The 25,127-nt window shown below is 68.8% G+C and carries 23 protein-coding genes and 1 pseudogene; 15 read left to right on the plus strand and 9 right to left on the minus strand.

Annotation, left to right across the window (positions count from 1 at the left end; translation table 11 throughout):
- Nucleotides 1-417: 417 nt before the first annotated feature.
- The 5 genes and pseudogenes from CRP45_RS09415 to CRP45_RS09435 all read left to right on the plus strand — a co-directional run.
- Nucleotides 418-1,830 (plus strand): annotated as a pseudogene (locus CRP45_RS09415) (DEAD/DEAH box helicase); the annotation flags it as partial.
- A 959-nt stretch (nucleotides 1,831-2,789) separates the two neighbouring features.
- Nucleotides 2,790-4,025, plus strand: coding sequence for an Rv3212 family protein (locus CRP45_RS09420; protein WP_097244792.1), 1,236 nt, complete (start codon nucleotides 2,790-2,792; stop codon nucleotides 4,023-4,025).
- Nucleotides 4,026-4,117: 92 nt separating this feature from the next.
- Nucleotides 4,118-4,726: an acid phosphatase gene (locus tag CRP45_RS09425; RefSeq protein WP_245910033.1), complete on the plus strand. Its 609-nt coding sequence runs from the start codon at nucleotides 4,118-4,120 to the stop codon at nucleotides 4,724-4,726.
- Nucleotides 4,723-5,208: a GNAT family N-acetyltransferase gene (locus CRP45_RS09430; RefSeq protein ID WP_097244793.1), complete on the plus strand. Its 486-nt coding sequence runs from the start codon at nucleotides 4,723-4,725 to the stop codon at nucleotides 5,206-5,208. Before CRP45_RS09425 ends, CRP45_RS09430 begins: the two co-directional genes overlap by 4 nt.
- A gap of 17 nt (nucleotides 5,209-5,225) precedes the next feature.
- On the plus strand, nucleotides 5,226-5,915 hold the full coding sequence (locus tag CRP45_RS09435; RefSeq protein WP_097244794.1) for an endonuclease V: 690 nt from the start codon (nucleotides 5,226-5,228) through the stop codon (nucleotides 5,913-5,915).
- A 13-nt stretch (nucleotides 5,916-5,928) separates the two neighbouring features.
- On the opposite strand, the gene CRP45_RS09440 is transcribed toward CRP45_RS09435, so the two are convergent.
- On the minus strand, nucleotides 5,929-6,351 hold the full coding sequence (locus tag CRP45_RS09440) for a hypothetical protein (protein ID WP_097244795.1): 423 nt from the start codon (nucleotides 6,349-6,351) through the stop codon (nucleotides 5,929-5,931).
- An 85-nt stretch (nucleotides 6,352-6,436) separates the two neighbouring features.
- Between CRP45_RS09440 and CRP45_RS09445 the strand changes: the two genes are divergently transcribed.
- Complete coding sequence (locus tag CRP45_RS09445) at nucleotides 6,437-7,384, plus strand: diacylglycerol/lipid kinase family protein (protein ID WP_097244796.1); 948 nt, start codon at nucleotides 6,437-6,439, stop codon at nucleotides 7,382-7,384.
- 248 nt (nucleotides 7,385-7,632) lie between these two features.
- Nucleotides 7,633-7,887 (plus strand): WhiB family transcriptional regulator, encoded by a 255-nt coding sequence (locus CRP45_RS09450; protein ID WP_011211115.1) that lies wholly within the window; start codon nucleotides 7,633-7,635, stop codon nucleotides 7,885-7,887.
- A gap of 528 nt (nucleotides 7,888-8,415) precedes the next feature.
- Here the strand turns inward: CRP45_RS09450 and CRP45_RS09455 are convergent.
- Together CRP45_RS09455 and CRP45_RS09460 are read right to left on the minus strand one after the other, a co-directional pair.
- Nucleotides 8,416-9,930, minus strand: coding sequence for a sensor histidine kinase (locus CRP45_RS09455; RefSeq protein WP_097244797.1), 1,515 nt, complete (start codon nucleotides 9,928-9,930; stop codon nucleotides 8,416-8,418).
- A gap of 19 nt (nucleotides 9,931-9,949) precedes the next feature.
- A complete protein-coding gene (locus CRP45_RS09460; protein WP_067789356.1) occupies nucleotides 9,950-10,165 on the minus strand; it encodes a biotin/lipoyl-binding carrier protein in 216 nt (71 codons plus the stop codon).
- A 176-nt stretch (nucleotides 10,166-10,341) separates the two neighbouring features.
- Here CRP45_RS09460 and CRP45_RS35275 point away from each other — a divergent pair, with 176 nt between their 5' ends.
- A complete protein-coding gene (locus CRP45_RS35275) occupies nucleotides 10,342-10,416 on the plus strand; it encodes a 50S ribosomal protein bL37 (RefSeq protein ID WP_022597109.1) in 75 nt (24 codons plus the stop codon).
- A gap of 104 nt (nucleotides 10,417-10,520) precedes the next feature.
- On the opposite strand, the gene rsrA is transcribed toward CRP45_RS35275, so the two are convergent.
- Together rsrA and CRP45_RS09475 are read right to left on the minus strand one after the other, a co-directional pair.
- A complete protein-coding gene (gene rsrA / locus CRP45_RS09470) occupies nucleotides 10,521-10,778 on the minus strand; it encodes a mycothiol system anti-sigma-R factor (protein ID WP_067789544.1) in 258 nt (85 codons plus the stop codon).
- A 20-nt stretch (nucleotides 10,779-10,798) separates the two neighbouring features.
- Nucleotides 10,799-11,581 (minus strand): sigma-70 family RNA polymerase sigma factor, encoded by a 783-nt coding sequence (locus tag CRP45_RS09475; RefSeq protein WP_097244798.1) that lies wholly within the window; start codon nucleotides 11,579-11,581, stop codon nucleotides 10,799-10,801.
- 191 nt (nucleotides 11,582-11,772) lie between these two features.
- On the opposite strand from CRP45_RS09475, the gene ybaK reads away from it, so the two are divergent.
- Nucleotides 11,773-12,264 (plus strand): Cys-tRNA(Pro) deacylase, encoded by a 492-nt coding sequence (ybaK, locus tag CRP45_RS09480; protein WP_097244799.1) that lies wholly within the window; start codon nucleotides 11,773-11,775, stop codon nucleotides 12,262-12,264.
- 252 nt (nucleotides 12,265-12,516) lie between these two features.
- Entirely contained in the window at nucleotides 12,517-12,876 is a 360-nt protein-coding gene (locus CRP45_RS09485; protein WP_097244800.1) for a hypothetical protein, read from the plus strand.
- A 24-nt stretch (nucleotides 12,877-12,900) separates the two neighbouring features.
- Here CRP45_RS09485 and CRP45_RS09490 read toward each other — a convergent pair whose 3' ends face one another.
- A complete protein-coding gene (locus CRP45_RS09490) occupies nucleotides 12,901-13,704 on the minus strand; it encodes an SOS response-associated peptidase (RefSeq protein WP_097244801.1) in 804 nt (267 codons plus the stop codon).
- 171 nt (nucleotides 13,705-13,875) lie between these two features.
- Here CRP45_RS09490 and CRP45_RS09495 point away from each other — a divergent pair, with 171 nt between their 5' ends.
- The 4 genes from CRP45_RS09495 to CRP45_RS09510 all read left to right on the plus strand — a co-directional run bounded on the left by CRP45_RS09495 (nucleotide 13,876) and on the right by CRP45_RS09510 (nucleotide 18,612).
- Nucleotides 13,876-15,384, plus strand: coding sequence for an aldehyde dehydrogenase family protein (locus tag CRP45_RS09495; protein ID WP_097244802.1), 1,509 nt, complete (start codon nucleotides 13,876-13,878; stop codon nucleotides 15,382-15,384).
- A gap of 108 nt (nucleotides 15,385-15,492) precedes the next feature.
- Complete coding sequence (aroA, locus tag CRP45_RS09500; protein WP_097245412.1) at nucleotides 15,493-16,788, plus strand: 3-phosphoshikimate 1-carboxyvinyltransferase; 1,296 nt, start codon at nucleotides 15,493-15,495, stop codon at nucleotides 16,786-16,788.
- Nucleotides 16,785-17,786, plus strand: a complete 1,002-nt coding sequence (rsgA, locus tag CRP45_RS09505) for a ribosome small subunit-dependent GTPase A (RefSeq protein ID WP_245910120.1) — start codon at nucleotides 16,785-16,787, stop codon at nucleotides 17,784-17,786. The genes aroA and rsgA overlap by 4 nt, the downstream gene beginning before the upstream one ends.
- A 70-nt stretch (nucleotides 17,787-17,856) precedes the next feature.
- Nucleotides 17,857-18,612 (plus strand): aminoglycoside adenylyltransferase family protein, encoded by a 756-nt coding sequence (locus tag CRP45_RS09510; protein WP_097245413.1) that lies wholly within the window; start codon nucleotides 17,857-17,859, stop codon nucleotides 18,610-18,612.
- Between the two features lie 59 nt (nucleotides 18,613-18,671).
- Here the strand turns inward: CRP45_RS09510 and CRP45_RS09515 are convergent, their stop codons facing one another.
- Nucleotides 18,672-19,049 (minus strand): YybH family protein, encoded by a 378-nt coding sequence (locus CRP45_RS09515; protein ID WP_097244803.1) that lies wholly within the window; start codon nucleotides 19,047-19,049, stop codon nucleotides 18,672-18,674.
- Nucleotides 19,050-19,419: 370 nt separating this feature from the next.
- Between CRP45_RS09515 and CRP45_RS09520 the strand changes: the two genes are divergently transcribed.
- On the plus strand, nucleotides 19,420-20,013 hold the full coding sequence (locus CRP45_RS09520) for a DUF4352 domain-containing protein (protein WP_097244804.1): 594 nt from the start codon (nucleotides 19,420-19,422) through the stop codon (nucleotides 20,011-20,013).
- Between the two features lie 137 nt (nucleotides 20,014-20,150).
- On the opposite strand, the gene CRP45_RS09525 is transcribed toward CRP45_RS09520, so the two are convergent.
- Nucleotides 20,151-21,722, minus strand: coding sequence for an ATP-binding protein (locus CRP45_RS09525; RefSeq protein WP_218841125.1), 1,572 nt, complete (start codon nucleotides 21,720-21,722; stop codon nucleotides 20,151-20,153).
- Between the two features lie 247 nt (nucleotides 21,723-21,969).
- Nucleotides 21,970-24,816, minus strand: a complete 2,847-nt coding sequence (gene secA, locus CRP45_RS09530; protein WP_097244805.1) for a preprotein translocase subunit SecA — start codon at nucleotides 24,814-24,816, stop codon at nucleotides 21,970-21,972.
- Between the last annotated feature and the right edge of the window lie 311 nt (nucleotides 24,817-25,127).

Raw genomic sequence — 25,127 nt, forward strand, 5'->3', positions numbered from 1 at the left:
GCGCACGCGAATAGCGCCGGACGGCCCACTTTCCGGCGCCGCCCGATTCCGGCTCGGCGATGAATTGTCAAGTCGCGCACCGTCGGTCGGCGACGATCGGGACGGAAACCGGAGCATTGCCATGGAATAACGGCGGCGGCAATTCGAGCCGGGCACAATATCACGCTACAATCACTGCGGACAACGGAAACTTTCGTTACCCATGCGTCGGCCACAGGTGTGGCGCCAGGGCTTCCGTCGTCCAGGAAAATGTGCGCGCACCAGATCCGCATCCGACTGCGCTGCGCCGATGTTCCCAGGTAGTTGCCGTCATCGGACGGCACCCGAACGACATCCGGCTGCGGCGAGCGTTATCGGCGGATACGTGGTCGTCGTGGACCGACCGGTCCGCCCCACGCCTCGGGCGCGCGTGACGCGATAACGAGGAAGGCACGAACCTGAGCAAGATCACTGTCGAGCAGGAACCCGGTGTGGCGGACACGCTGTTGACGGCCGAACTGGACGCGACGCATACCGCCCCGACATTCGCCGAATTGGGGGTGCGCGAGGAAATCGTCCGAGCGCTCGCCGAGATCGGCATCGAACGAACATTCGCCATTCAGGAACTGACGCTCCCGCTGGCGCTGGCCGGCGAGGATCTCATCGGTCAGGCGCGCACCGGCATGGGCAAGACCTTCGGTTTCGGCGTGCCGCTGCTGCACCGCGTCGCCACCGCCGATTCCGGAACGACGCCGCTGGACGGCACGCCGCGGGCGCTGGTCATCGTGCCGACTCGCGAGCTGTGCATCCAGGTCACCCAGGACCTGGAGAACGCGAGCAAGCACCTGCGCAACCACAAGGGCAAGCTGCAGGTCGCCGCGATCTACGGCGGTCGTCCCTACGAGTCCCAGATCGCCGCGCTGCGCGACGGCGTCGACGTGGTGGTCGGGACGCCAGGCCGACTACTGGACTTGGCCAAGCAGAACCATCTCATTCTGGGCAAGATCGGCGTGCTCGTCCTCGACGAGGCCGACGAGATGCTCGACCTGGGCTTCCTCCCGGACATCGAGCGCATCCTGAACATGGTGCCCGAGAAGCGCCAGACCATGCTGTTCTCGGCCACCATGCCGGGCCCGATCATCACGCTGGCCCGCACCTTCCTCACCCGCCCGACCCACATCAGGGCCGAGGAGCCGCACGACTCGGCGGTGCACGACCGCACGGCGCAGTTCGTCTACCGTGCGCACGCGCTGGACAAGAGTGAGCTGGTCGCGCGGGTGCTGCAGGCCGAGAGCCGCGGCGCCACCATGATCTTCACCCGCACCAAGCGCACCGCGCAGAAGGTCGCCGACGAGCTGGCCGAGCGCGGTTTCGCGGTCGGCGCGGTGCACGGCGACCTCGGTCAGATCGCCCGCGAGAAGGCGCTGACCAAGTTCCGCAAGGGCACCATCGACGTGCTGGTCGCCACCGACGTGGCCGCCCGTGGCATCGATATCGACGACGTCACGCACGTCGTCAACTACCAGTGCCCCGAGGACGAGAAGACCTACGTGCACCGGATCGGGCGCACCGGCCGGGCCGGGCGCACCGGCGTCGCGGTGACGCTGATCGACTGGGACGAGCTCAACCGCTGGGCCGCCATCGACACGGCGCTCGGCCTCGGCATCCCGGAACCGGTGGAGACCTACTCGCGCTCACCGCACCTGTTCGCCGATCTCGGCATCCCCGAGGGCGTCACCGGCACGGTCCGCAAGGCGCGGCCCGCCCGCGAAGAGGACGACGTGGTGGTCGAGCGCGAGGCGCGCAGTCCGCGCAAGCGCAATCGCAGGCGCACCCGCGGCGGCAAGTCCGTCGACGGGGCCGAGGTCGGCGCCGAGTCGACCGTCGAGGTCGACGGGAACGACACCGAGCCGAACGGCGCGGGGCAGAACGGTTCGGAGTCGAACGCGGACGAGGGCCGGTCGCGCCGTCGGCGCAGGCGGCGGCGCTCCGGCGGCGCCGAGGGCGCGGACAACAACGTGGCGGACGTCGCCGACGAGGGCGAGTCGACCGAGAACGCGGGCGAGAGTGCCGAGGCGGAGACCGCCGAGGCTCCGGCGCGGCGCAGGCGTCGTCGGCGGAAGTCCGCGGACGCGAACGGTGCCGCGGAGACCGCCGAGTCGACCGAGAACGACGTGCCCGCGACCGCGGCGACCGAGACCGCGGTTCCTGTCACGGCCGAGACCACGGCTGCGGTTCGGGCTGAGGCCACGACGGCTGCCACCGCGGCTCCGGTCGAGGCCGAAAGCGCAGTGGCCGTCGCGAACAACACCGCGGCACCGGTCGAAGCCGAGACCGCAGCGGCAGTCGCGAACAACACCGCGGCACCGGTCGAAGCCGAAACCGCAGCGGCAGTCGCGAACGACACCGCGGCACCGGCCAAGGCCGAAACCCCGGCAGTCGCGGACAACACCGCGGCACCGGCGCAGGCTGAGACCGCGGCGGCACTCGCGACCGAGACCGCCGAGGAAGCGCCCAAGAAGCCCGTTCGCCGACGGACCCGCAAGGCCGTCACGGCCGAGTCGACGGACAACGGCACCGCCGAGAACGGCGCGGCAGCGGCCGAACCGGTCAAGCGCCGCCGCACCCGTAAGACGGCCGACGCGCCGGTCGACGGGAACGGCGACGCTTCCGCCGACGCGGAGGCCGCCGAGAAGCCGATTCGCCGCCGCCGTCGCAAGGCCGACGAGGCCGAGGCGAGCGAGGCCGTGGCCGCGACCGCGGGAACGGCTGCTTCGGCTTAGTTCGGCGGATCCGCTAGTCTCGCAATCGTGCTCGCACCCGAGCGGCGGACGCGCGCCGACATCATCTCCGCAGTCGCGATCGCCGTGCTCGTGGCGATCGCGGGGCTGGTGGTGTGGGCGCGCGGCGACGCTACGGGCACCGAATCGGTGACCGCGGCGACGCCCGCGACCACCCCGCCGACGGCCGACAAGATCCCCGCGAACCTGCGGGAGTTGTGGCACGCGCCGGACGACGCCAGCGCGCGGGCGCTGGCCTCCGGCGGCGTGGCGATCACCGGTTCGGGCGGCACCGTTACCGGCCGTGATCCCGCCACCGGCGCCGAATTGTGGCGCTACCGGCGGGATATGCCGCTGTGCGGTGTGGAAGCGCAGTTCGGCATGGTGATCGCGGTGTACCGGGACCAGCGTGGGTGCAGCCAAGCCACCCTGCTGGCCGGTGACAGCGGGGAACGCCGCACCGCGCGCAGCAGCTACATGGATCCGAGCGTGCGGCTCTCGGTCGACGGCACCTACGTGCTCGCGTACGGCGAGCGGCGACTGGAGATGTGGCGCTCGGATCTGGTGCGCACGCTGGAGTACGGCTACGTCGACGCGCCGGTGAACGTGAAAACCCAACCGCGCAAAGGCTGCACGCTGCTCTCTGCCGGTTCCAGCTCGTCCCGGCTGGCCGTGCTGGAACGCTGCCCCGACGACCCGGCGGCCCGTTTGACGGTGCTCAATCCGGCGCCGAAGGACAACACAGTGCCCGAGGAGTACGGCTCGCACGTGCTCTCCGGTCCTGGCGCCGATGCGCCGGGCGCCCGGGTGATCGCGGTGTCGGACAGCCGGATCGTGCTCTACCTCCCCGGCGGAACCGTCTCCGGCGCAGGCGAATCCACGCCACCGCGCCTCGGCGTGTACGACAGCACCGGCAATTCCGTTGCGGTGCATCAACTTTCCGCTCCGCTTAGCGACAACGCGACGACCACCCGGATCGGCTCGGCGTTCCTGGTGTTCACCGGCAACAGCGTGATCGCCTTGAACGCAAGCACATTCGATCCGCTCTGGGCCGCGCCCAATTCGCTCGGCTCGCCCGCGATGATGGCCGGACGCCTGCTGCTGCCGGTCGCCGACGGCCTCGCCGTCCTCGATCCCACCTCCGGCGCCGAAGTCGGCCGCATCCCGTTCCCGCGTCCCGGCTACACGGGCGGCCCGATCTCCCTGGCCGTACTCGGAAACATCGTGCTCGAACTCCGCGACGGACAACTGCACGCGCTCGGCTGACGTCCGCCGGTCTCGGCGCCCGAATCTGTCGGTGCCTTGCGTCACAACCCCGCCCCGGGCGGCGCGGCGCGTTTCTGACCATGATGGAGGGCATGTCCGCACACGAAGACGCCCGGCTGGTTCTGCTCCGGCACGGCGAGACGTCCTGGTCGCGCGAGCGGCGACACACCAGTCGCACCGATCTGCCGCTCACCGAGCGCGGCGAGCGGCAGGCGGAGGCCGCCGGGCGGTTGCTCGCCGAGCTGAAGCTGCGCGATCCGCTCGTCCTCACCAGCCCGCGGCAGCGCGCGGTGCGCACGGCGGAGCTGGCGGGCTGCACCGCGACTACCGTCGACGACGACCTCGCCGAATGGGACTACGGCGACTACGAGGGCCTGACCACCCCCGAGATCCGCGAGACCACGCCGGGGTGGACCATCTGGACCGGCACGGCGCCCGGCGGCGAGACGGCCGCCCAGGTGCGTGCGCGGGCCGATCGGCTGCTCGCCGCCGTCGAGCCCGTCCTGCCGGAGCGGGACGTGGTGCTGGTCGGGCACGGGCACTTCTCCCGGGTGCTGATCGCCCGGTGGGCCGAGTTCGAGGTCGTCGAGGGCCGCCGCTTCGCCATGTCCACCGCAGCGGTGAGTCTGCTCGGCTACGAGCACGACGCGCGAACCATCCACGCGCACAACATCGTTTCGACCAACGAGGGAGCCAAGTGACCGCCGCGATCCGCCGCGCCACCCCCGCCGACGTCCCCGCGCTCGTCGATCTCGTCTACGACCTCGCGGAGTACGAGAAGGCGCGCCACGAGTGCACGCTGACGCTCGAGCAGCTGCGCGCCGCGCTCTTCGGTCCGTCGCCCGCGCTGTTCGCGCACGTCGCCGAGGACGAGACCGGCGTTGTCGGCTGCGCGATCTGGTTCCTGAACTTCTCCACATGGGACGGGGTGCACGGCATCTACCTGGAGGACCTGTACGTCAAGCCGGAGACGCGCGGCAAGGGCTACGGCAAGGCCCTCATCGCGGCACTGGCCAGGGAGGCGCTGGACAAGGGCTACAGCCGCGTCTCCTGGTCCGTGCTCACCTGGAACACGCCGTCCATCGACTTCTACCGCTCGATCGGCGCCGTCGAGCAGGACGAGTGGGTCGGGTACCGGCTGTCGGGCGGCGAGCTGGTGAAGCTGGCCGCCGAAGCGTCCTGAACCGCGCGGAGGATCGATTGCTGATCGAGACGCCCGATCGCTGGCCCGCCGACGCCGCGGCGGCGACGGCGATTCAGGACGAGCTGCGGCCGCGCGTCGTCGCGGCGAATCCCCGTCCCCCGCGGTTCCGGACGGTGGCCGGGCTCGACTCGGCCTACGACGACGCGAGCGGTGTGGTCGCCGCCGCCGTCGTGGTGCTCGACGCGTCGACGCTCGCGACGGTCGACTCCGCGGTCGCGCACGGCACGGTGAGCTTCCCGTACGTGCCCGGCCTGCTCGCCTTCCGCGAGCTGCCCACCACCCTCGGCGTGCTCGAACGGCTCGGCGCCGCACCGGATCTGCTGATCTGCGACGGCCAGGGCCTGGCCCATCCACGCCGCTTCGGACTGGCCTGTCACGTCGGCGTGCTGGCCGGAGTGCCGACGATCGGAGTCGCCAAGAACGCGTGGGGCGAATACAGCGAACCGGGGCCCGCACGTGGTGACGCGTCGGATCTGATCATCGACGGCGAAGTGGTCGGCAGGGCGCTGCGCACCAGGGCGGGCGTCAAGCCGGTGTTCGTGTCGGTGGGTCACCTGATCGACCTGGACACGGCGTGCGCGCAGGTACTCGCCCTCACGCCGCACTACCGTCAGCCCGAGACGACCCGCCGAGCCGACGCCCTCTGCCGACAGGCCCTGCGCGCGACGATCGCATCCGCGCGATAGGTCGGCCCCGAAGTTATTCCGCCCCGTACTCCCTGGCCATCCAGCGGGTCGAGGACGGCACGAAGAGCAGGATCAGCGCGGCGATTACGACCACGCCGAGCAGTCCGCCGTAGACCGGCTGGTGCGAATCGGTGAGCAGCGACCACACCACGGGCAGCAGCAGCACCTGGGCGATGACCGCGATGGCGCGGCCCCAGCGCTGGCCGAGCAGCAGTCCGACGCCCGCGGCCAGCACGGCGCCGCCGAGAATGCCGAACCACGCCGCGGTGCCGTAGCCGCTGGCTTGCGATTGGTCGTGACCGAGCAGCCCGCGCACCACGAGCACGATCGCGACCGTCACCGCGACCGCGCCCTCGAGCGCGACGAGCCCGCCCGCGCCGCGCACCGTCGCGGGAACCGCGTCCGCCGAAACCTCTGCCTTGCCGCTTTCCGCCACGCGCCAAGCCTACGACGCGGCGTAGGGTGCGCCCGGTCACGGCCGCACGGCCTTGGGCCCTTCGCGGCCGCACTAAGCTGCGAACGTGCGGACGTTGCTGATCGTGAACCCGAATGCCACCTCGACCACACCGGCGACCCGAGACCTACTGGCCCACGCCCTGGAGAGCCGCACCCAGCTGACCGTTGCGCACACCCAGCATCGCGGCCACGCGGCCGAACTGGCCCAGTGGGCCTCCACCAACGAGATGGACCTGATCGTCGTGCACGGCGGCGATGGGACCGTCAACGAGACAATCAACGGTTTCCTCCCGCTGCCCGAACTGAACGACGGACAGGCCTGGATTCCCCGGCTCGGCGTGATCCCCGGCGGCTCGGCCAACGTGTTCGCCAGGGCTCTCGGCATCTCCCCCGATCCGGTGACCGCGACCAACCAGCTCATCGACCTGCTGACCCTCGAACACGACCGCACGATCGGCCTCGGCCTCGCCGACGACCGCTGGTTCACCTTCAGCGCGGGCGTCGGATTGGACGCCGATGTGTGCGAGGCCATAGACGCGAGTCGCGCGAAGGGCCACGCCGCCACACCCGGTCGCTATGTTCGAACAACTGTGCGACAATTCTTCCGCGCGAAGCGTCGGGAACCGCGGATTCGGATCGAAATTCCGGGCATGGAAGCGGTCGACGAGGTGCACTACGCGTTCGTCACGAACGCCAGTCCGTGGACCTACTTGAACACCACGCCGGTGCACACCAACCCCGGCACGAGCTTCGAAACGGGCCTCGGGGTGTTTGCGGTGCGCTCCATGGCGGTGCTACCGACACTGGTGCTCGCCAGGCAGCTCCTCGCTCCGAATGGAAATCCCAAGTCCCGCAATCTATTTCGTGACGACGACGTTCCGTCGGTGCATATCGAGACGAAGGAACCCATCGGCCTGCAAATCGATGGCGACTTCATCGGAAAGCGCAACGTGGTGGATTTCACGGCGGTCCCCGATGTGCTGGAAGTGGTGGCGCCGCAACCACGTCGCTGACGAAACGCCGCGAAAAACTCGCGGTTGCGCTGCGAAAACCGCCTCGAGCGAGTACAAAGGACCGGGCAGGTCCCCCACGGGGGTACCTCGATTGCGTGAGCTTCCCCACGGTGCACCGGATACCTATTGACATCTACGGTGTTCGTGAAAGCATTCACAAGCAACCGTGCGGAAACATTCGAGTCGCACAAGTGAACGATCCACAAACGACAGGCGCCCTTTGCGGCGCCCAGCAAAGGAGCAGAGGAATGGACTGGCGCCACAAGGCCATCTGTCGCGACGAGGACCCCGAACTGTTCTTCCCGGTGGGTAACAGTGGTCCTGCGCTCGCGCAGATTGCCGATGCCAAGCTGGTCTGCGCTCGCTGCCCCGTTACTGCCGACTGCCTGTCCTGGGCCCTGAAGTCCGGACAAGACGCCGGCGTGTGGGGTGGTATGAGTGAGGACGAGCGCAGGGCGCTGAAGCGTCGCAACGCGCGCACCCGCACCCGCACCGTCGTCTGACAAGACGACCGCCTTTACCGGACCCTCTCAGCCCGGCCCGGTAGAGCATTCAGCCCGGCACCTGACAAAGGTGCCGGGCTCGATTATTTTTGGCCGCGACTTCGTCGCGGCGGTTCGCGGCCCCTTATGTCTCGCGCCCCAGCGGTCGAGACTTGCGACTGCGTCGCGTGCGCTTCGACCGCTGGGGCGCGAACGGCCGCGAACGCTGATGGTAGGTCTCGCTTCGCTCGAAACCTGTTGTTGGGCAGGTTGATTGTGGTGGTTGCGTTGGGCAGGCGGCGGTGCTGTTGTGCTGCTGCCAGTGCTTCGGAGGCTCCTTTCCCTGAACAAGCGCGATATACGTCACATGACGCCGAGCGCCCGCCGTCTGGAACCGCCGCGTTCGACGGGGCCACGGTCGGCGTAACCGGCTCGACCCACGTCTCACCGGGGCGACTACGCGCCCATCGCGACGAGCGGTTGGTCGTCTGCTTGTAGAGCGGTGTCTCCGCGGGCCAATCGAGGGGCCCGCGGGTCGAGCGTCGGGAGTCAGCGGCCCGAACGGCGTCCCAGCGGCACGCGCAACACCGCGTCCGTGCCCACATCCGCACCCGGATGCAGGCCGATGGAGCCGCCCAGTTCCGCGGTGACCAGCGTGCGCACGATCTGGAGGCCGAGGCGGTCGGAGGCTTCCAGGCTGAAGCCGGGTGGGAGGCCGCGGCCGTCGTCGCTGATGATCACGTCGAGCCAGCGGGCGGAACGTTCCGAGCGAATCGTCACGGTGCCGGTCTGGCCGGAGTCGAAGGCGTGCTCGATGGCGTTCTGCACCAGCTCGGTCAGCACCATCACCAGCGGGGTGGCGCGTTCGGCGGAGAAAACGCCGAGCGAGCCCGCGCGGCGGACCTTGATCCTGGTGGTGTGCACGGTCGCGACGTCGGCCATGATCGGCAGCAGCCGGTCGACGACCTCGTCGAGATCGACCTCTTCGTCCACCGACATCGACAGCATCTCGTGCACCGAGGCGATCGAGGTCACCCTGCGCACCGACTCGGTGAGCGCGACCTGCGCCTCCTCGTTCTCGGTGCGGCGGGCCTGCAAACGCAGCAGCGCGGCGACGGTTTGCAGGTTGTTCTTCACCCGGTGGTGGATCTCGCGGATCGTCGCGTCCTTGGACAGCAGCGCGCGGTCGCGCCGCTTCACCTCGGTGACGTCGCGGACCAGCACTGCGGCGCCCGCGAGTTCGCCGTGCGGGCGCAGCACGAGAGTCCGCAGCAGCACGGTGGCGCCACGCGCCTCGACCTCCATGCGCCGTCCGGTGCGCCCGGCCAGCGCGGCCTGGATGTCGCCGACGACCTCCTGGGCGTCGAACGGGTCGGTGATCAGCGAGCGGGTGGTGACGGCCAGGTCCTGTCCGGCCAGATCGCTCTGCAAGCCCATCCGGTGATAGGCCGACAGCGCGTTCGGGCTGGCGTAGACCACGATGCCGTCGGTGTCGAGGCGGATGAAGCCGTCGCCCGCGCGCGGGCTCGAGTGCGTGGCGGCTCGGTCCTCGGGAGTGGGGAAACTGCCGTCGGCGATCATCTGGCACAGGTCGTCCGCGCACGCCACGTAGGCGATCTCCAGGGTGCTGCGGACCCGGGAGCGCTGCATGTCGGTGTCGCGGGAGAGCACCGCGATCACGTCGTCGCCGCAGCGCACCGGGATGGCCTCGCGGATGGCGTGCACCGGGTGCGGGTGATAGACGCCCTGCGCCTCCGCGTCGCTGTCGGCGCGCACGATCTTGCCGGTCATCAGCGCGTCGAAGACTTGGGGATGGTCGGCCTGCAAGGCGGTGGTGCCGACCAGGTCCTCGACGTGCACGGTGGCGGCCGTCGTCGGGCGGCACTGGGCGACACACACGATGTCCGCGCCCTCGACCACCGGTCCCGCGCCCACCCACAGCAGCAGGTCGGCGAAGGACAGATCGGCGAGCAACTGCCAATCGCCGACCACCCGTTGCAGATGGTCGACGGCGACGCCGGGCAGGTCGGTGTGTTCGGCAAGAAGCTCGCTCAGTGTCGCCACGTTGGTCTACCGCTTCGCCCTAGGAAATGACCGCGATGAGATCGCCCTGCTGTAGCACCTGGCCGGGCGCCACCGCGATGGAGGTCACCTCGCCACCGGTCTCGGTGATGACCGGGATCTCCATTTTCATGGACTCCAGCAGGATCAGCGTCTGGTCGACGTCGACGTGGTCGCCGACCGCCACCTCGACGGTCAGCACCGTGGACACCATCTCCGCGCGCACTTCCTCAGCCATGACACCCCATTCACTCGGTTGTTCGGGCGGCTCCGCCGGTCGCCCGGCGGCGACGCCGCACCGCGCCTGTATCCGCTGAAGGTACAGCCAACCACATGTGGAACAATGGCCTTCAATCAGATGTGTTCGATCAGAAGTGTTCCCCGTGGTGACGGGGAAGAGCCAGGAGACTACCGATGGGTAAGCGTGGACGTAAGAAGCGCAGCCGCAAGGGCAACGCCGCGAATCACGGCAAGCGGCCCAACGCCTGAGCCGGTTCGCTGATCAAACACTGAGCGGCACGCTCCTCCGAATGGAAGAGCGTGCCGCTCAGTCGTTTCCGGGCGGCGTTCGGTGAGAACGCCGCCCGCGCAAACTATTCGCCCTCGACCTTGTACACCCGCATCGACTTGTGGATCTCGAAGGTCAGCCGGTCGCGCAACGAATCCGGCGCCTTGTCGCCGCCGCACTTGCGGCTGAGCAGACTCTTGATCTTCTCCTCGATGCCGTACGCCTCGATACACGGCGAGCAGTGATCCATGTGATGCTGCAGACGCGCGCGGGTCGCGTCGTCGCATTCGCCGTCCAGCATGAGCCAGACGTCGGCTAGTACCGCCGTGCAGTCGAGCTCCATGTCGGGGTCCCGCTCCACACTCACTGCTTGACCTCCTGGCGCTCGCTGCGGTTGAACCCCCGTTCGCGCGCCACGTCGGCGAGCAAACCCTTCAGTTGCTTGCGGCCGCGGTGCAGCCGGGACATCACCGTACCGATGGGAGTGCCCATGATGTCGGCGATCTCCTTGTACGGGAATCCTTCGACGTCCGCGTAGTACACCGCCATGCGGAACTCCTCGGGCAACTCCTGCAGCGCGGCTTTGATGTCGTCGTCCGGCAGCGCGTCGAGCGCCTCGACCTCGGCCGAGCGCAGACCGGTCGAGGTGTGCTCCGCCGTCGCGGCGAGCTGCCAGTCGGTGATCTCGTCGGTCGGGTACTGCGCGGGCTGGCGCTGCTTCTTGCGGTAGGAGTTGATGTAGGTGTTCGTCAGGATCCGGTACAGCCAGGCCCGCAGGTTGGTGCCCTCCTTGAAGGACTTGAACCCCTGGAACGCCTTGACGTAGGTCTCCTGCACGAGGTCCTCGGCATCGGCCGGGTTCCTGGTCATACGCAGCGCCGCGCCGTAGAGCTGGTCGAGCAGCGGGAGCGCGTCCCGCTCGAATCGCTGCGCCAGCTCGGCTTCACCGACCGCGGTGCCGACCTCGCCGTCGTCGCGCACCACGCCTTCGTCGCTCGTCACACCTGTCCCTTCGATAGCTGTACCTGCCAAATCTACCGGCAAGTCCAGCTCCGAGGGGAAACCGGCTTCCGTCGGCGACGCGACGGTCCACACCGGACGTTCGTCGAGCAGTACGGACACCGACATCTCCTTCACGTCGTCCATCTGGGCTGTTCGATCGGCGCCGCGGCGCCTGTTATCGCATGCAACATGCCCACCGCACGCTGTGTTCCCACAGGGTGGGCGATGTGGTGCGGCAGGGCGGCCGCACCGTGCGGCGCGGCGGTCCCCTGCGACGAGTCCGGTGCGGAAATCGGGTTGCGGCGCGGCCCTGTCGCGCCGATATCGTGTCGCCCATGGCAGGCGCCTCGACTCCCGCGATCCGCACCCTGACCAAGGCCGGTGTCGCGCACCGCGTGCACTCCTACGCGCACGATCCGCGCGCCGACTCCTACGGCGCCGAGGCCGTCGACGCGCTGGCCGCCGAACTCGGGGTGCGCGCGGCGCAGATCTTCAAGACGCTGGTAGTCGAGCTCTCGACGGGCGCGCTCGCCGTCGCGGTGCTTCCGGTGCCGAACACCCTGTCGCTCAAGGCCGCCGCCGCGGCGCTCGGCGCGCCGAAGGCGACCATGGCCGACAAGACCAAGGCCGAACGCACCACCGGCTACGTGCTCGGCGGCATCTCCCCGCTCGGGCAGCGCAAGCGGTTGCCGACCGTGATCGACGACTCGGCGCTCGGCTGGGATCGGATGCTGTGCAGCGCGGGCAAGCGCGGGTTGGAGATCGAGCTGGCCCCGGCCGATCTGGTGCGCGTCGCCGGGGCGGTTACCGCGTCGATCACCGCCTGAGGGCGCGGAAGCGGATCCGCGAACGCTCACCGGACCGTCGCCGGGCGACCACGGCAACGGCTCCGACGGCTCGGCGAGTTCGCGGCGGCGCGCCCGTTCACGGCGACGAGTCCGACGACACCGGCACGAAACCACCGGGATCACCGCGGACTTGTGCGTTACTGGTCTCTGCGCGACCCGTTTCGCGCGCCGCTGATTTCTGCGTTACCCGAACAAGGTCCGATTCGTCCGACCCCGAGGATGTGATGCGAAATGTCCCAGCACCACCGTCTGCGCACCGCCACCGTCGCTCTCGCCGGAGCCGCCCTGCTGACAGTGGGCGCCGCCGCGCTCGAGACGCCGGAAGCGACGGCCGCTCCTGGCGGTCCGGCCGTGACCAAGGTCGACCATCCCTTCGACTTCGGTGGCGAGGAGCAGACCGACGAGGACGAGGACGACGAGAAGGACGAACCGGCGGAGCACGCGGAGAAGGCGGAGCAGAACGGCGGCGACGTCGCCACCAAGGTCATCGACATGCTCACCGGCAACGCGGGCGAGGCCATCGAGTTCCTCGGCGGGGTCGTCAAGTGCACGCTCAACGTCGCCACCGACGCGGTGAAGTGCGATATGTGAGCGACGGATTCGGCGGCCGGGCGATCACAACAGGCTGATCTGCCCGGCCTTTTCCGTGTCCGCGCCGGACACCTCGGCGAGCAGTTCGGGCCCGTTGTTCTTGACGCTGTTCACCAACGGTGACACCGGCCGCGCGACGATGCCCGCCACCGTTTCCTCGCTCGGGGTCGCCAGCAGCTCCGCGGGAGCCGGGTGATCCGGATCGAGCCAGGCATCCCAGTGCTCGCGCGGCATCGGCAGCGGCATCCGGTCGTGGATGCGGGTCAGATCGCCGACCGCGTCGGTGGTCAGGATGGTGCAGGACAGCAGCGGCTCGCTGTCGCGCACCGAACGGTCCCGCCACACCGACCACAAGCCCGCCATGTACAGCAGGGAGCCGTCGGCGTTGGCCATGAAATACGGGTGCTTGACGGCCTTGCCCTTGCCGCCGCCGACCGCATCGGGTTCGGTCAGCCACTCGTACCAGCCGTCCATCGGCACCAGGCAGCGCCGGTACTTCACGGCGTCGCGGAACGAGGGTGTGGTCGCCGCCTTGTCCGCGCGCGCGTTGAACAGCGGTTTGCCCTTGGCCGGGACGCCCGGCTCGGCCGCCTTCGTCCAGACCGGGATCAATCCCCAGCGCATCCGGCGGATGCGCAGCTTCGGATCGTCGTCGGGGTTGTCGTGGTCGTGCCGCTCGACCACGGTCAGCACCCGATTCGTCGGCGCCACGTTATAGTTCTCGAAACCGCCCGCGCGCGAATCGTTTTCGCTGCCGGTCTCGTCGATGGCGTCGAGCTCGACCGCGAGCCTGCCCGGGTTCGTCGTCGTCGCGTATCGTCCGCACATATCTCCGATACTCCCACCCCGCACCGACAAGCTCGGGGACAATCGATACTGAGTGGTGACCTGGTGAGAGTTTTGACCTAGCATTCTCTCAACGGATGGGACGGCCATCACACCCATCCGCTCCGGCACGCGCACCGACCGGCCACCGTAGAGGCAAGAGGAGAGCACCACGTGACAACCACCGAGACCACCCCCGCCGCGCCAGACACGCTGCTGAAGTCTGTCGATCCGGCCACGGGCGAGGTCATCGCCACCTACCCCATCGCCGACGAGGACGCGGTGCGCGCGGCCGTCGCCAAGGCCCGCACCGCCGCCGCCACCTGGGGCGCCCTGAGCTTCGACGAGCGCCGCAAGCACCTGCTGCGCTGGTCCAGCCGCCTGGTCGCGGACTCCGAGGAGTTCACCCAGCTCATCCACAAGGAGAACGGCAAGCCGCTCGACGACGCGTTCCTCGAGCTCATGCTCGCGCTCGAGCACATCGCATGGGCGGCCAAGAACGCCAAGAAGCTGCTCTCGCCGAAGAAGGTGTCGCCGGGCGCGCTGATGTCGAACTTCGCGGCCCGCCTCGAGCACCGTCCGCTGGGCGTCATCGGCGTCATCGGCCCGTGGAACTACCCGGTCTACACGCCGAACGGCTCCATCGCCTACGCACTCGCCGCGGGCAACACCGTGGTGTTCAAGCCGAGCGAATTCTCCACGGGCATCGGCAATTTCCTCGCCGACGCGTTCAAGAAGGCCAACCCCGAACTGCCCGAGGGCGTCTTCGAGACCATCAACGGCTACGGCGCCACCGGCGCGGCGCTGGTGAAGTCCGGCGTCGACAAGATCGCCTTCACCGGCTCCACCGCCACCGGCAAGCGCATCATGGCCGCGGCCGCCGAGAACCTCACCCCGGTCCTGCTGGAGTGCGGCGGCAAGGACGCGGTGATCGTTGCTGGCGACGCCGACGTCAAGGCCGCGGCCGACGCGGTCGCGTGGGGCGCCACCGCCAACAGCGGTCAGACCTGCGCGGGCGTCGAGCGGGTGTACGTCGACCGCTCGGTGCGCGAGGAGTTCGTCGCCGAGGTCAAGCGGATCCTGTCCGACATCAAGCCCGGCTCCGACGCCAAGGCCGCCTACGGCCCGATGACCATGCCGAGCCAGATCGACATCGTGCGCAGGCACATCGAGGACGCGCTGAAGAAGGGCGGCACCGCGGTGCTCGGCGGGCCCGAGTCGATCAAGGGTCCGTTCATCGAGCCCGTCGTGCTCGTCGACGTGGACGAGGACTCCGAGGCTGTGGCCGAGGAGACCTTCGGCCCGACCGTCACCATCCGCACCGTCGACGGCGTCGACGAGGCCGTGGAACTGGCCAACAAGTCCAAGTACGGCCTGTCCTCGGCGGTGTACTCGAAGAAGAACGGCCTGGACATCGCGCGGCGGTTGCGCGTCGGCGCCACCTCGGTGAACTCGGTGCTGGCCTTCGCCGCCATCCCCGGCCTGCCGTTCGGCGGGGTCGGCGACTCCGGCATCGGCCGTATCCACGGCGAGCCGGGCCTGCGCGAGTTCGTGCGGCCGCATTCGATCGCGGTGCAGCGCTTCACGGTTCCCGGCATGGCGCTGCTCAGCTACACCCGCACCGATTCCACGATGAAGCTGCTGCGCAAGCTGGTTCCGTTCCTGCACGGACGGCACAAGTAGGAAGTGCTCGGTACGCGCGAGCCTTGCGGTTCGCGCGTACCACGCGGGCCGGTTCCGTACGACCCAATTCGGCCGCAGTTCGCGACCGGCGGTGTGTTCGGCGACGCGATGGGCCAAGATGGACTGGTGACTTTCTGGCCTGCGCCCCACGTCGATGTCCCGGTACACGCGACCGTCACCCTGCCCGGATCCAAATCCATCACCAATCGCGCCTTGATCCTCGCCGCGCTCGCCGACGGGCCGTCCACGATCACGGGGGCGCTGCGCAGCCGCGACACCGATCTGATGATCGCGGCCCTGCGGGCGCTCGGCACGAGCATCTCCGGTGACGCGGACACGTTGCACGTCACCCCGGCGAAGCTCGGCGGCGGCACGGTCGACTGCGGGCTGGCGGGCACCGTGATGCGGTTCCTGCCGCCGGTGGCGGCGCTGGCGACCGGCGACGTGGCCTTCGACGGCGACGCGCAGGCCAGGGTGCGTCCGCTGCGCACCATCCTGGACGCGTTGCGGGGGCTCGGCGCCGACATCGACGGTGACGCGCTGCCGTTCACTGTGCACGGCAAGGGCGCGCTGCGCGGCGGCCCTGTCACCATCGACGCCTCCGGTTCCTCGCAGTTCGTCTCCGGGCTGCTGCTCTCGGCCGCGCGCTTCGACCAGGGACTGACCGTGCACCACGACGGCAAGGCCCTGCCGTCCATGCCGCACATCGAGATGACCGTGGAGATGCTGCGCCGCGCCGACGTGCGCGTGCAGGCGCCCGAGGACAGCCGCAAGGCGCAGACCTGGGTCGTCGAGCCCGGCCCGATCCGCGCCGTGGACTGGGACGTCGAGCCGGATCTGTCCAACGCAACGCCGTTCCTGGCCGCCGCGGCGGTCACCGGCGGCGAGGTGAAGATCCCGCACTGGCCGCGCCTGACCACCCAGCCCGGCGACGTGATCCGCGAGATCCTGGTGCGCATGGGCGCGGAGGCGCGCGTCTTCGACGGCATACTCACCGTGCGCGGACCGGAACGACTGGCGGGCATCGACATCGACCTGCACGACGTCGGCGAGCTGACGCCGACCGTCGCCGCGCTGGCCGCGCTGGCCGATTCCCCGTCCCTGCTGCGCGGCATCGCGCACCTGCGCGGGCACGAGACCGACCGACTCGCCGCGCTGTCCACCGAGATCAACCGCCTCGGCGGCAAGGTCAGCGAGACCGAGGACGGGTTGGAGATCGTGCCGACACCGCTGCACGGCGGCGCATGGCACTCCTACGCCGACCACCGGATGGCCACCGCGGGCGCGATCCTCGGCCTGCGGGTGCCGGGCGTGGAGATCGAGGACATCGGCACCACAGCCAAGACGCTGCCGAACTTCGTGTCCCTGTGGGAGCACATGTTGAACGACGGAGCCGCACACTGAGCCGGCCACGTCGCTCCGCCGCGGGCTACGACGAATCCGATGTGCGGGTTCGTCCTGGCCGAAGTTCGCGCCCGCGCACCAAGACTCGTCCGCAGCACAACGACGCCGAGGCCGCGATGGTGGTCTCCGTCGACCGCGGCCGCTGGGGCTGCGTGCTCGGCGGCGACCCCGAACGGCGGATCGTGGCGATGCGGGCGCGGGAACTGGGCCGCACGCCGATCGTGGTCGGCGACCAGGTGGACGTCGTCGGCGATCTGTCCGGCAAGCCCGACACCCTGGCCCGCATCGTGCGCGTCGGCGATCGCCGAACGGTGTTGCGCCGCACCGCCGACGACACCGATCCCTTCGAGCGGATCGTGGTCGGCAACGCCGAGAAACTGTTCATCGTGGTGGCGCTGGCCGATCCGCCGCCGCGCACCGGGTTCGTCGAGCGGTGCATGGTCGCCGCGTATGTCGGTGGGCTGCAACCGGTTCTGTGCCTGACCAAGCACGATCTGGCTGCCGACTCCGAATTCGCCTCGGCCTTTGACGATCTCGATCTCACCATCGTCTACGGCGGCATCGACGATCCGCTCGAACCGACCCTCGACCTGCTGACCGACCACCTCACCGCGTTCATCGGCCACTCCGGCGTCGGCAAGTCAACCCTGGTGAATCGCCTTGTGCCGGACGCGGATCGGGCGGTCGGCGAGGTCTCCGGCGTCGGCAAGGGCAAGCACACCTCCACCCAGTCCATCGCGCTGTCGCTGCCGGGCGGCGGCTGGGTCATCGACACCCCGGGCGTGCGGTCCTTCGGCCTCGCGCACATCACGCCGGACGACGTCATCCTGGCCTTCAGCGACCTGGCCGAGGCGATCGAGGACTGCCCGCGCGGCTGCACCCACCTCGGCCCGCCCGCCGATCCGGAATGCGCGCTGGACGCGCTGCCGGAAAAAGAGCGCAGGGTCGCGGCCATTCGCCGATTGCTCGTCGCCTTGAATTCCAACGAGCCCTGGTAGGAGCGCTCCGGGCAGCGACGCGCGCGTCGTCGGCCGACCGCGTGCCGCGGGTGCGCCTACAGTGGAGCGGGTGACTCAGGAAGCCGCCGTCGCCGATCTGCTCCGCGCCGTGCTCGGGCCCCAGTTGCTCGGCGCCTATCGCCACGGTTCGGCGGCGCTCGGCGGGTTGCGGCCGCACAGCGATATCGATGTTCTCGTGGTCACCGACGGGCATTTGGAGACCGAGCAGCGGCGGGCGTTGGTCGACGGATTGCTCGCCGTTTCGGGCGATCCGCGCGTATCCGGGGCGCCGCGGCCCGTCGAACTCAGCACCATCGCGCACACCGACGTGCGGCCGTGGCAGTATCCGCCGACCCTCGATTTCCAGTACGGCGAATGGCTGCGCGACGAGTACGAGCGCGGCGCGCTGCCCGTCGCCGCTCCGGACGCCGACCTCGCCGTCTTGATCACGATGACCCTCCAGGCCGACTCCCCGCTGCTCGGGCCGCCGCCCGCCGAACTCCTCGACCCCGTCCCGGCGAAGCATCTGCGCGGCGCGCTGCTCGACGGCATTCCCGATCTGCTCACCGAACTCGACAGCGACACGCGCAACGTCCTGCTCCGGCTGGCGCGGGTCTGGATGACGTTGGAAACCGGCGAGATTCGCGCCAAATCCGAGGCCGCGAGCTGGGCCATCGACCGCCTCCCCGACGAACACCGCCCGGCGCTCGCCCACGCCCGCGCCGTCTACTTGGGCGACGCCGCCGACACGTGGGCCGACCGCCTGCCGCAGGCGCACGACACCGCCGCCGCCCTCGCAGGCGAAATACTCCAGTACAGCGCGTGAATCGCGCGTTCGCCGTGAAACTCGTTCGGCACTGAAGTGGCCCGTTGGCGCGGGTGTGGTCAGTGACCGTCGGGTTGTCCCGGCGCGAACGGCCACTCCTCGAAGTGGATACAGCGGCCGGAATCGTCGAAGCGGATGATCCACAGGTCGCGCCAGCGGGAGGGGTCGTCGCGCTCGTATTCGACCGCCACCCTGACCACCGCGGTGTCGCCGTCGACCGCGACGAGGTCGGAGGTCATGGTGAAGGGCTCGTCGGCTCCGTCCCTGCCCCGTTCCCAGAACTCGGCTAGCGCGGGCAGACCGATGATCGGGCTCGCCCAGGGTGACACCACGTAATCGGCGTCGGCGGCGAACAGTTCGGCGAGTACGTCGGTGCCTGGTGTGCGCCAAGCCCGTTCGTAGGCCGCCACCCACGCGCGAACAGCATCGCGATCCATAGCCCGGACGGTACTCCTCCGATCGGCCATCTCCCGTGAACTCGCATGCGAGTGCCCTCGAGCGATTCCGTGGCAGCCACCCGGTTTCCCGAGCTGTACCGAAACGGCGTCCCGCCGCCAACGGCGTGTCCAGACCATGATCAGGACAGTCACCGAACGGTCCCCCTAACACCTGCCCGAAAAAGCCCTCGGTCCAGCACTTTCGGCTAACCTCCAGACTTCCACCGGGGGACTTCGGCTAAACCTCGAACCGCCCGGCGCGAACCGTCGCTCCCGACGGCACGCCATCGAACCGCCGCGCATTTCCGTGCTGTCGCGTGCGGCAGCCCCAGCACCGCGCTCGCCCCGCAGTCGAGAAAGGAATACCGGCATGACCAATCCCCAGACGCCCCAACAACCGTGGGCCGGCCAGAGTCCGCACTACCCGCCGCCGCCGAAGAAGAAGCGGGCGGTGTGGCCGTGGGTGCTCGGCGGGTTCTTCGCGTTCGTACTGCTGCTGTTCGGCGGGTGCGTCGCGCTGTTGAGCAGCGCGGCCGACGAAGTCGCCGAGAGCACGGAGAAGCGGACCTCCACGGCCCCCGCGGGTTCCGAGGTACGCGACGGCAAATTCGGTTTCGTCGTCACCCGCGTCGAACGCCCGGTCGCCTCCGTCGGCGACAACGAATTCCTCAAGAAGGACGCCCAGGGCGAATTCATCCTGGTGCACGTCGACGTCAGCAACACCGGCGACCAACCGCAGACCTACTTCGGCGACAACCAGAAACTCGTCGACGCCCAAGGTCGCCTCTACAGCAACGACACCGCCGCCGAAGTGAACCTCAACAAGAACCTGGTCACCGAAATCAACCCCGGCAACCGAATTTCCGTCGTCCTCGCCTTCGACGTCCCCAAGGGCACCACCCCCACCGCCATCGAATTCCACGACTCCGCCTTCTCCGGCGGCGCCCGCGTCGCCCTCGGGTGACCCCGAAACAACGAAGGCGCCCAGGAAACCCTGGGCGCCTTCGGGTTACGTGGCCGACATCGGCTGCGGGGCCGCGATCGTCCGGCTCTAGGCTCGTTTCAACCGTTGCGCACAGCTCTTCGAGACAGGCCTGAAGCTCAAGCGCGCAGAACAGTGACCGTTCGACCGGCGGGGGTTGTCGCCTCGGAGAAGACCGTGCGCTGATCGATCGGGTCGGCTTGGGACCGCCGATCGAAAATGACCAGCACGCCGGTGGACAGCACGAAACGATCCAGATATCCGTCGAGTTGGGCGGGGCCGGTGGTGAGCGGGTCGGGTTCCTTGTCCCGCCACACCTTCAACTCCATCGCCTCGAGCTGCCACGCCCGGCGGCCGTCGGCGTCCGTGTACGGCTGACGGAGAAGCAGATCGATGCGACCGCGACCCACGCCGTATTCGCGGTCGATATAGCCGCCGCCGTTGACGATTCGATGCAGGAACGCCATCAGCACCAGCTGTGCGGCCGCCTCGTGGTAGCCCTGTTGGGCGACGAGGACCTCGCCGTTCAACTTCCAGAACGTGGCGAACTCGGTGAGCAGGCGTGGGAAGTCGAGGCGACCGTCCGGGAGCCGGAAGCTGCTCGGTTCCAGGAGAACGTTGTTCTCGATCGCCGAACCCAGCACTCGGAGGATGACCTCCTTGTAAATCGGGTTCGCGACGCGAACCGGCCGATCGCCCGCGATGAGGCCGAGGTCCCTGACGTAGGAGACGGCGTCGTTGAAGGTGAGATCCGCTTCCAGCAGCGTGCCCGCGATGAGCGGTTCGATGACTATGCGCACGCGGTCCTCACTCAGCTTCGAGACCAGCGAGTCCAAGTGGGTGGCACGCGCGACGATCAACCGTTCTTTGGCCTCGTCGATGTGATCGTCGGTGATCGTGGTGTGCACCCGCATCTTGTCGATCACTTCGGCGGCGAGGGCGTTGACGAGCCAGGGTTGGCCCTGGGTGTAGTAGTAGGCGAGATCCACCGCGCGGGAAGTGAATTCTTGGCCGGTTTCCTTGGTGTGCTGCGCATACAGCGCGGCTACCTCAGCGTGCGTGAAGTCACCGATCCGCATCGACTCGACCTTGATGTTGAACGGGCTGGATGATCCGAGTCGCGACGGGTCGCCGCCGGACGCGGCCTTGTAGTCACGAACGTCGCGCAGCCCGCACAGCACGACCGCGTGCACAAATCCTTTCCGATGGGTGCTGTAGCCGCCCCGCAGTTGCCGCAGCACGCTGCGCAGACTCTCACCCCGGACGGCATCGATCTCATCGAAGAACAACACCAGCGGTCGAGAACAACGGGCAACCCACGCGGTCAACGCGGCGTCGATCCGACGGCCCGGCTCCGCTTCGGGCCACGGATCCGGGGGTAACAACTCGGGAGCCAACCCACTCGCAGCCGCCCTGATCACATCCAGTAGCAGCAATTCGACCTGGCCGAAGTCGTCGCCGACCGGTTCGGCGTACTCGCACGAGAAGTGCAGCGCCAGGTACTTCCCTTCCTCGGTCAGCTCCCGCGCCAATTCCGCGAGACTGGTCGTCTTCCCCGATTGTCGCGGCGCGTGCAGGACGAAGTACTGTCCACGGCTGATGATTCGGCGCGCATCGGGCAGCCGCTCGGCGGCGGGAAGCATGTAATGCCATTCCGAGTCGCAGGGACCCGTGGTGTTGAAGTACCGCACTACCAGTCAGTCCTTCCCCTCCTGGCCGCAGGAGTCGCCTCGCTCGCGGCTTCGACCAGCACACCCTACTCGCGAACCTCGGCGAACAGCGGCGAAGGGCATCGCTTCAGGCGCCACGAAGGCACCCCCAACACGCCATCGAATTCCACGACTCCGCCCTCTCCGGCAGCGACCGGGTAGCTCTCAACCGACTCCGAAAACAACGAAGGCACCCAGGAAACCCTGGGCGCCTTCGTTGTTCGAGCTGTCAGTGCCTGCGGCGCGACTTCGGTCCGCGCTTGCCCTTGCTCTCGGCGCGCGCCGCTTCGCGACGCTCCCGGCGGGTGGCGTGGGCGCCGGACTCAGAGCCGTATTCCTCGGCGTCGCTGTGGACTTCGGCGCCGCCGCGTTCGCCGGGGCCCGAGTAGCTGAAGCCGCGGGTGGTGCGCTCATCGATGCCCTTGGCGCGCAAGGCGGCCGGGGCGCCGTTGGCGGCGGGGGCGGCTTGCTGGGTGGGCAGCGGGGCCGGAGCACCGGACATGGCGCCGACCGGGGAACGCAGGCCAGGGTCGACGGCGACGCCCGCGGGCTGCGGCTGCTGCACCTCGACCTGGAGGTTGAACAGGAAGCCGACCGACTCCTCCTTCAGGCCCTCGAGCATCGCGGCGAACATGTCGAAGCCTTCGCGCTGGTATTCGACCAGCGGATCCCGCTGCGCCATGGCGCGCAGGCCGATGCCCTCCTTGAGGTAGTCCATCTCGTAGAGGTGCTCGCGCCACTTGCGGTCCAGCACCGAAAGCAGCACCTGCCGTTCGAGATTGCGCATCGAGCCCTCGCCTGCCAGGCCGTCGATCTCCTGCTCGCGCTTCTCGTAGGCGTCGTGCGCGTCGTCGAGGAGGGCGTCGAGCAGTTCGTCGCGGGTCAGGTCGCCCGCCTCGCCGATGCCGGTCTCACCGGTCAGCTCCTTGTAGTCCACGCCGACCGGGTAGAGGGTCTTCAGCGCGGTCCACAGCTTCTCCAGATCCCAGTCCTCGACGTAGCCCTCGGCGGTGGCGCCGTCGACATACGCGGTGATCACGTCGGTGATCATGTTCTGGACCTGGCCCTCCATGTCCTCACCGCGCAGGATCCGGTTGCGCTCGCCGTAGATGACGGTGCGCTGCTGGTTCATCACCTCGTCGTACTTGAGGACGTTCTTGCGGATCTCGAAGTTCTGCTGCTCTACCTGGGTCTGCGCGCTCTTGATGGCCTTGGAGACCATCTTGGCCTCGATCGGCACGTCGTCGGGCAGGTTGAGCCGGGTCATGATCGCCTCGAGCGCCGCGCCGTTGAAGCGCCGCATCAGCTCGTCGCCCAGCGACAGGTAGAAGCGGGACTCGCCGGGATCGCCCTGACGGCCGGAGCGACCGCGCAGCTGGTTGTCGATGCGCCGGGACTCGTGGCGCTCGGTGCCGAGCACGTACAGACCACCGGCGTCGCGGACCGCCTCGGCGTCCTCCTCGGTCTGCTGCTTGACCTGCTCGAGGGTCGGATGCCAGGCGGCCTCGTACTCCTCCTGCGTCTCGACCGGGTCGAGGCCCTGCTTGCGCAGCAGGATGTCGGCGATGATGTCCGGGTTGCCGCCGAGCACGATGTCGGTACCGCGACCCGCCATGTTGGTGGCGACCGTGACCGCGCCAGGCCGACCGGCCTCGGCGATGATCTCGGCTTCCTTCTCGTGGAACTTCGCGTTCAGCACGTTGTGCGGGATGCCGCGCCTGGTGAACTGCTTGGACAGGTACTCCGAGCGCTCGACGCTTGTGGTGCCGATCAGCACCGGCTGGCCCTTCTCGTGCCGCTCGGTGACGTCGTCGACCACGGCGGCGAACTTGGCCTCTTCGGTCTTGTAGATCAGGTCCGACTGGTCGGCGCGCACCATGGGCTTGTTCGTCGGGATCGGCACGACGCCGAGGCCGTAGATCTGGTGCAGCTCGGCCGCCTCGGTCTCGGCGGTACCGGTCATGCCGGAGAGCTTGTCGTAGAGGCGGAAGTAGTTCTGCAGCGTGATGGTGGCCAGCGTCTGGTTCTCCGGCTGGATCTCGACGCCTTCCTTGGCCTCGATCGCCTGGTGCATGCCCTCGTTGTAGCGGCGGCCGACCAGGATGCGTCCGGTGAACTCGTCGACGATGATGACCTCGCCGTCGCGGACGATGTAGTCCTTGTCGCGCTGGTAGAGCTCCTTGGCCTTGATGGCGTTGTTCAGGTAGCTGACCAGCGGCGAGTTGGCGGCCTCGTACAGGTTGTCGATGCCGAGCTGGTCCTCGACGAACTCCACGCCCGCCTCGTGCACGCCGATGGTGCGCTTCTTGATGTCGACCTCGTAGTGCAGGTCCTTCTTCAGCAGCGGCGCGATGCGCGCGAACTCGGCGTACCACTTCGAGGAGGCGTCGGCCGGACCCGAGATGATCAGCGGCGTGCGGGCCTCGTCGATGAGGATGGAGTCGACCTCGTCGACCACGGCGAAGTTGTGCCCGCGCTGGACCAGGTCGTCCAGCGAGTGCGTCATGTTGTCGCGCAGGTAGTCGAAGCCGAACTCGTTGTTGGTGCCGTAGGTGATGTCGGCGTGGTAGGCGGCGCGGCGCTGGGCCGGGCTCATGCCGCCGAGGATGACGCCGACCTCGAGACCGAGGAAGCGGTGCACGCGGCCCATCCACTCCGCGTCGCGCTTGGCCAGGTAGTCGTTGACCGTGACGACGTGCACGCCCTCGCCGGACAGCGCGTTCAGGTACGCGGGGAGCACACAGGTCAGGGTCTTGCCCTCACCGGTCTTCATCTCGGCGATGTTGCCGAGGTGCAGCGCGGCGCCACCCATCACCTGGACCTTGTAGTGCTTCTGGTTGAGCACCCGCCAGGACGCCTCGCGCGCCACCGCGAACGCCTCGAGCAGCAGGTCGTCGAGGCTCTCGCCGTCGGCGTAACGCTCCTTGAACTCGTCGGTCTTCGCGCGCAGCTCGGCGTCGCTGAGCTGCTCGTACTCCGCGTCGAGCGCGAGGACCTCGTCGGCGAGATGAGCGAGCCGCTTGACGGTGCGACCCTCACCAATCCGTAGCAACCTCGTCAGTGTCAGCGCAGGCACGGGTCTCGTCAGTCCTCTGGTCGGTGTGTCAAATGTTTCGGCCCCCACAACCTCCGCCGGGCACGGCGGAAGCCGCAGCACCCCTCATGGTAATGCCGCGACCATGCTGAGCGCGGGTGACCAGCGTCGTATCACGTCGCACGGCATCGCCGCAGCGGTCGCGTGGCGTCGCTTCTCACCGTACTCGCCTCGCGTCGCGCGCGATGCCCGCAGCGGCCGCGGACCTGCGACTCGGCGACCCGTCGCGCCGGTCCCTTCGGCGAACCGCGGGTGAATCCCGCTGGAGCCGAACCGCTTCGAACGCAGGTGCC

It is taken from the genome of Nocardia amikacinitolerans (assembly GCF_900215415.1).
Lineage (GTDB): Bacteria > Actinomycetota > Actinomycetes > Mycobacteriales > Mycobacteriaceae > Nocardia > Nocardia amikacinitolerans.

Coding starts and splice junctions, on each gene's coding strand:
- CRP45_RS09425 (WP_245910033.1), top strand. CDS start 4,118: ATGTCCGCACACGAAGACGCCCGGCTGGTTCTGCTCCGGCACGGCGAG.
- CRP45_RS09450 (WP_011211115.1), top strand. CDS start 7,633: ATGGACTGGCGCCACAAGGCCATCTGTCGCGACGAGGACCCCGAACTG.
- CRP45_RS09460 (WP_067789356.1), bottom strand. CDS start 10,165: ATGGCTGAGGAAGTGCGCGCGGAGATGGTGTCCACGGTGCTGACCGTC.
- rsrA (WP_067789544.1), bottom strand. CDS start 10,778: ATGGAGCTCGACTGCACGGCGGTACTAGCCGACGTCTGGCTCATGCTG.
- CRP45_RS09475 (WP_097244798.1), bottom strand. CDS start 11,581: ATGGACGACGTGAAGGAGATGTCGGTGTCCGTACTGCTCGACGAACGT.
- ybaK (WP_097244799.1), top strand. CDS start 11,773: ATGGCAGGCGCCTCGACTCCCGCGATCCGCACCCTGACCAAGGCCGGT.
- CRP45_RS09485 (WP_097244800.1), top strand. CDS start 12,517: ATGTCCCAGCACCACCGTCTGCGCACCGCCACCGTCGCTCTCGCCGGA.
- CRP45_RS09490 (WP_097244801.1), bottom strand. CDS start 13,704: ATGTGCGGACGATACGCGACGACGACGAACCCGGGCAGGCTCGCGGTC.
- aroA (WP_097245412.1), top strand. CDS start 15,493: ATGGGCCAAGATGGACTGGTGACTTTCTGGCCTGCGCCCCACGTCGAT.
- CRP45_RS09515 (WP_097244803.1), bottom strand. CDS start 19,049: ATGGATCGCGATGCTGTTCGCGCGTGGGTGGCGGCCTACGAACGGGCT.
- CRP45_RS09520 (WP_097244804.1), top strand. CDS start 19,420: ATGACCAATCCCCAGACGCCCCAACAACCGTGGGCCGGCCAGAGTCCG.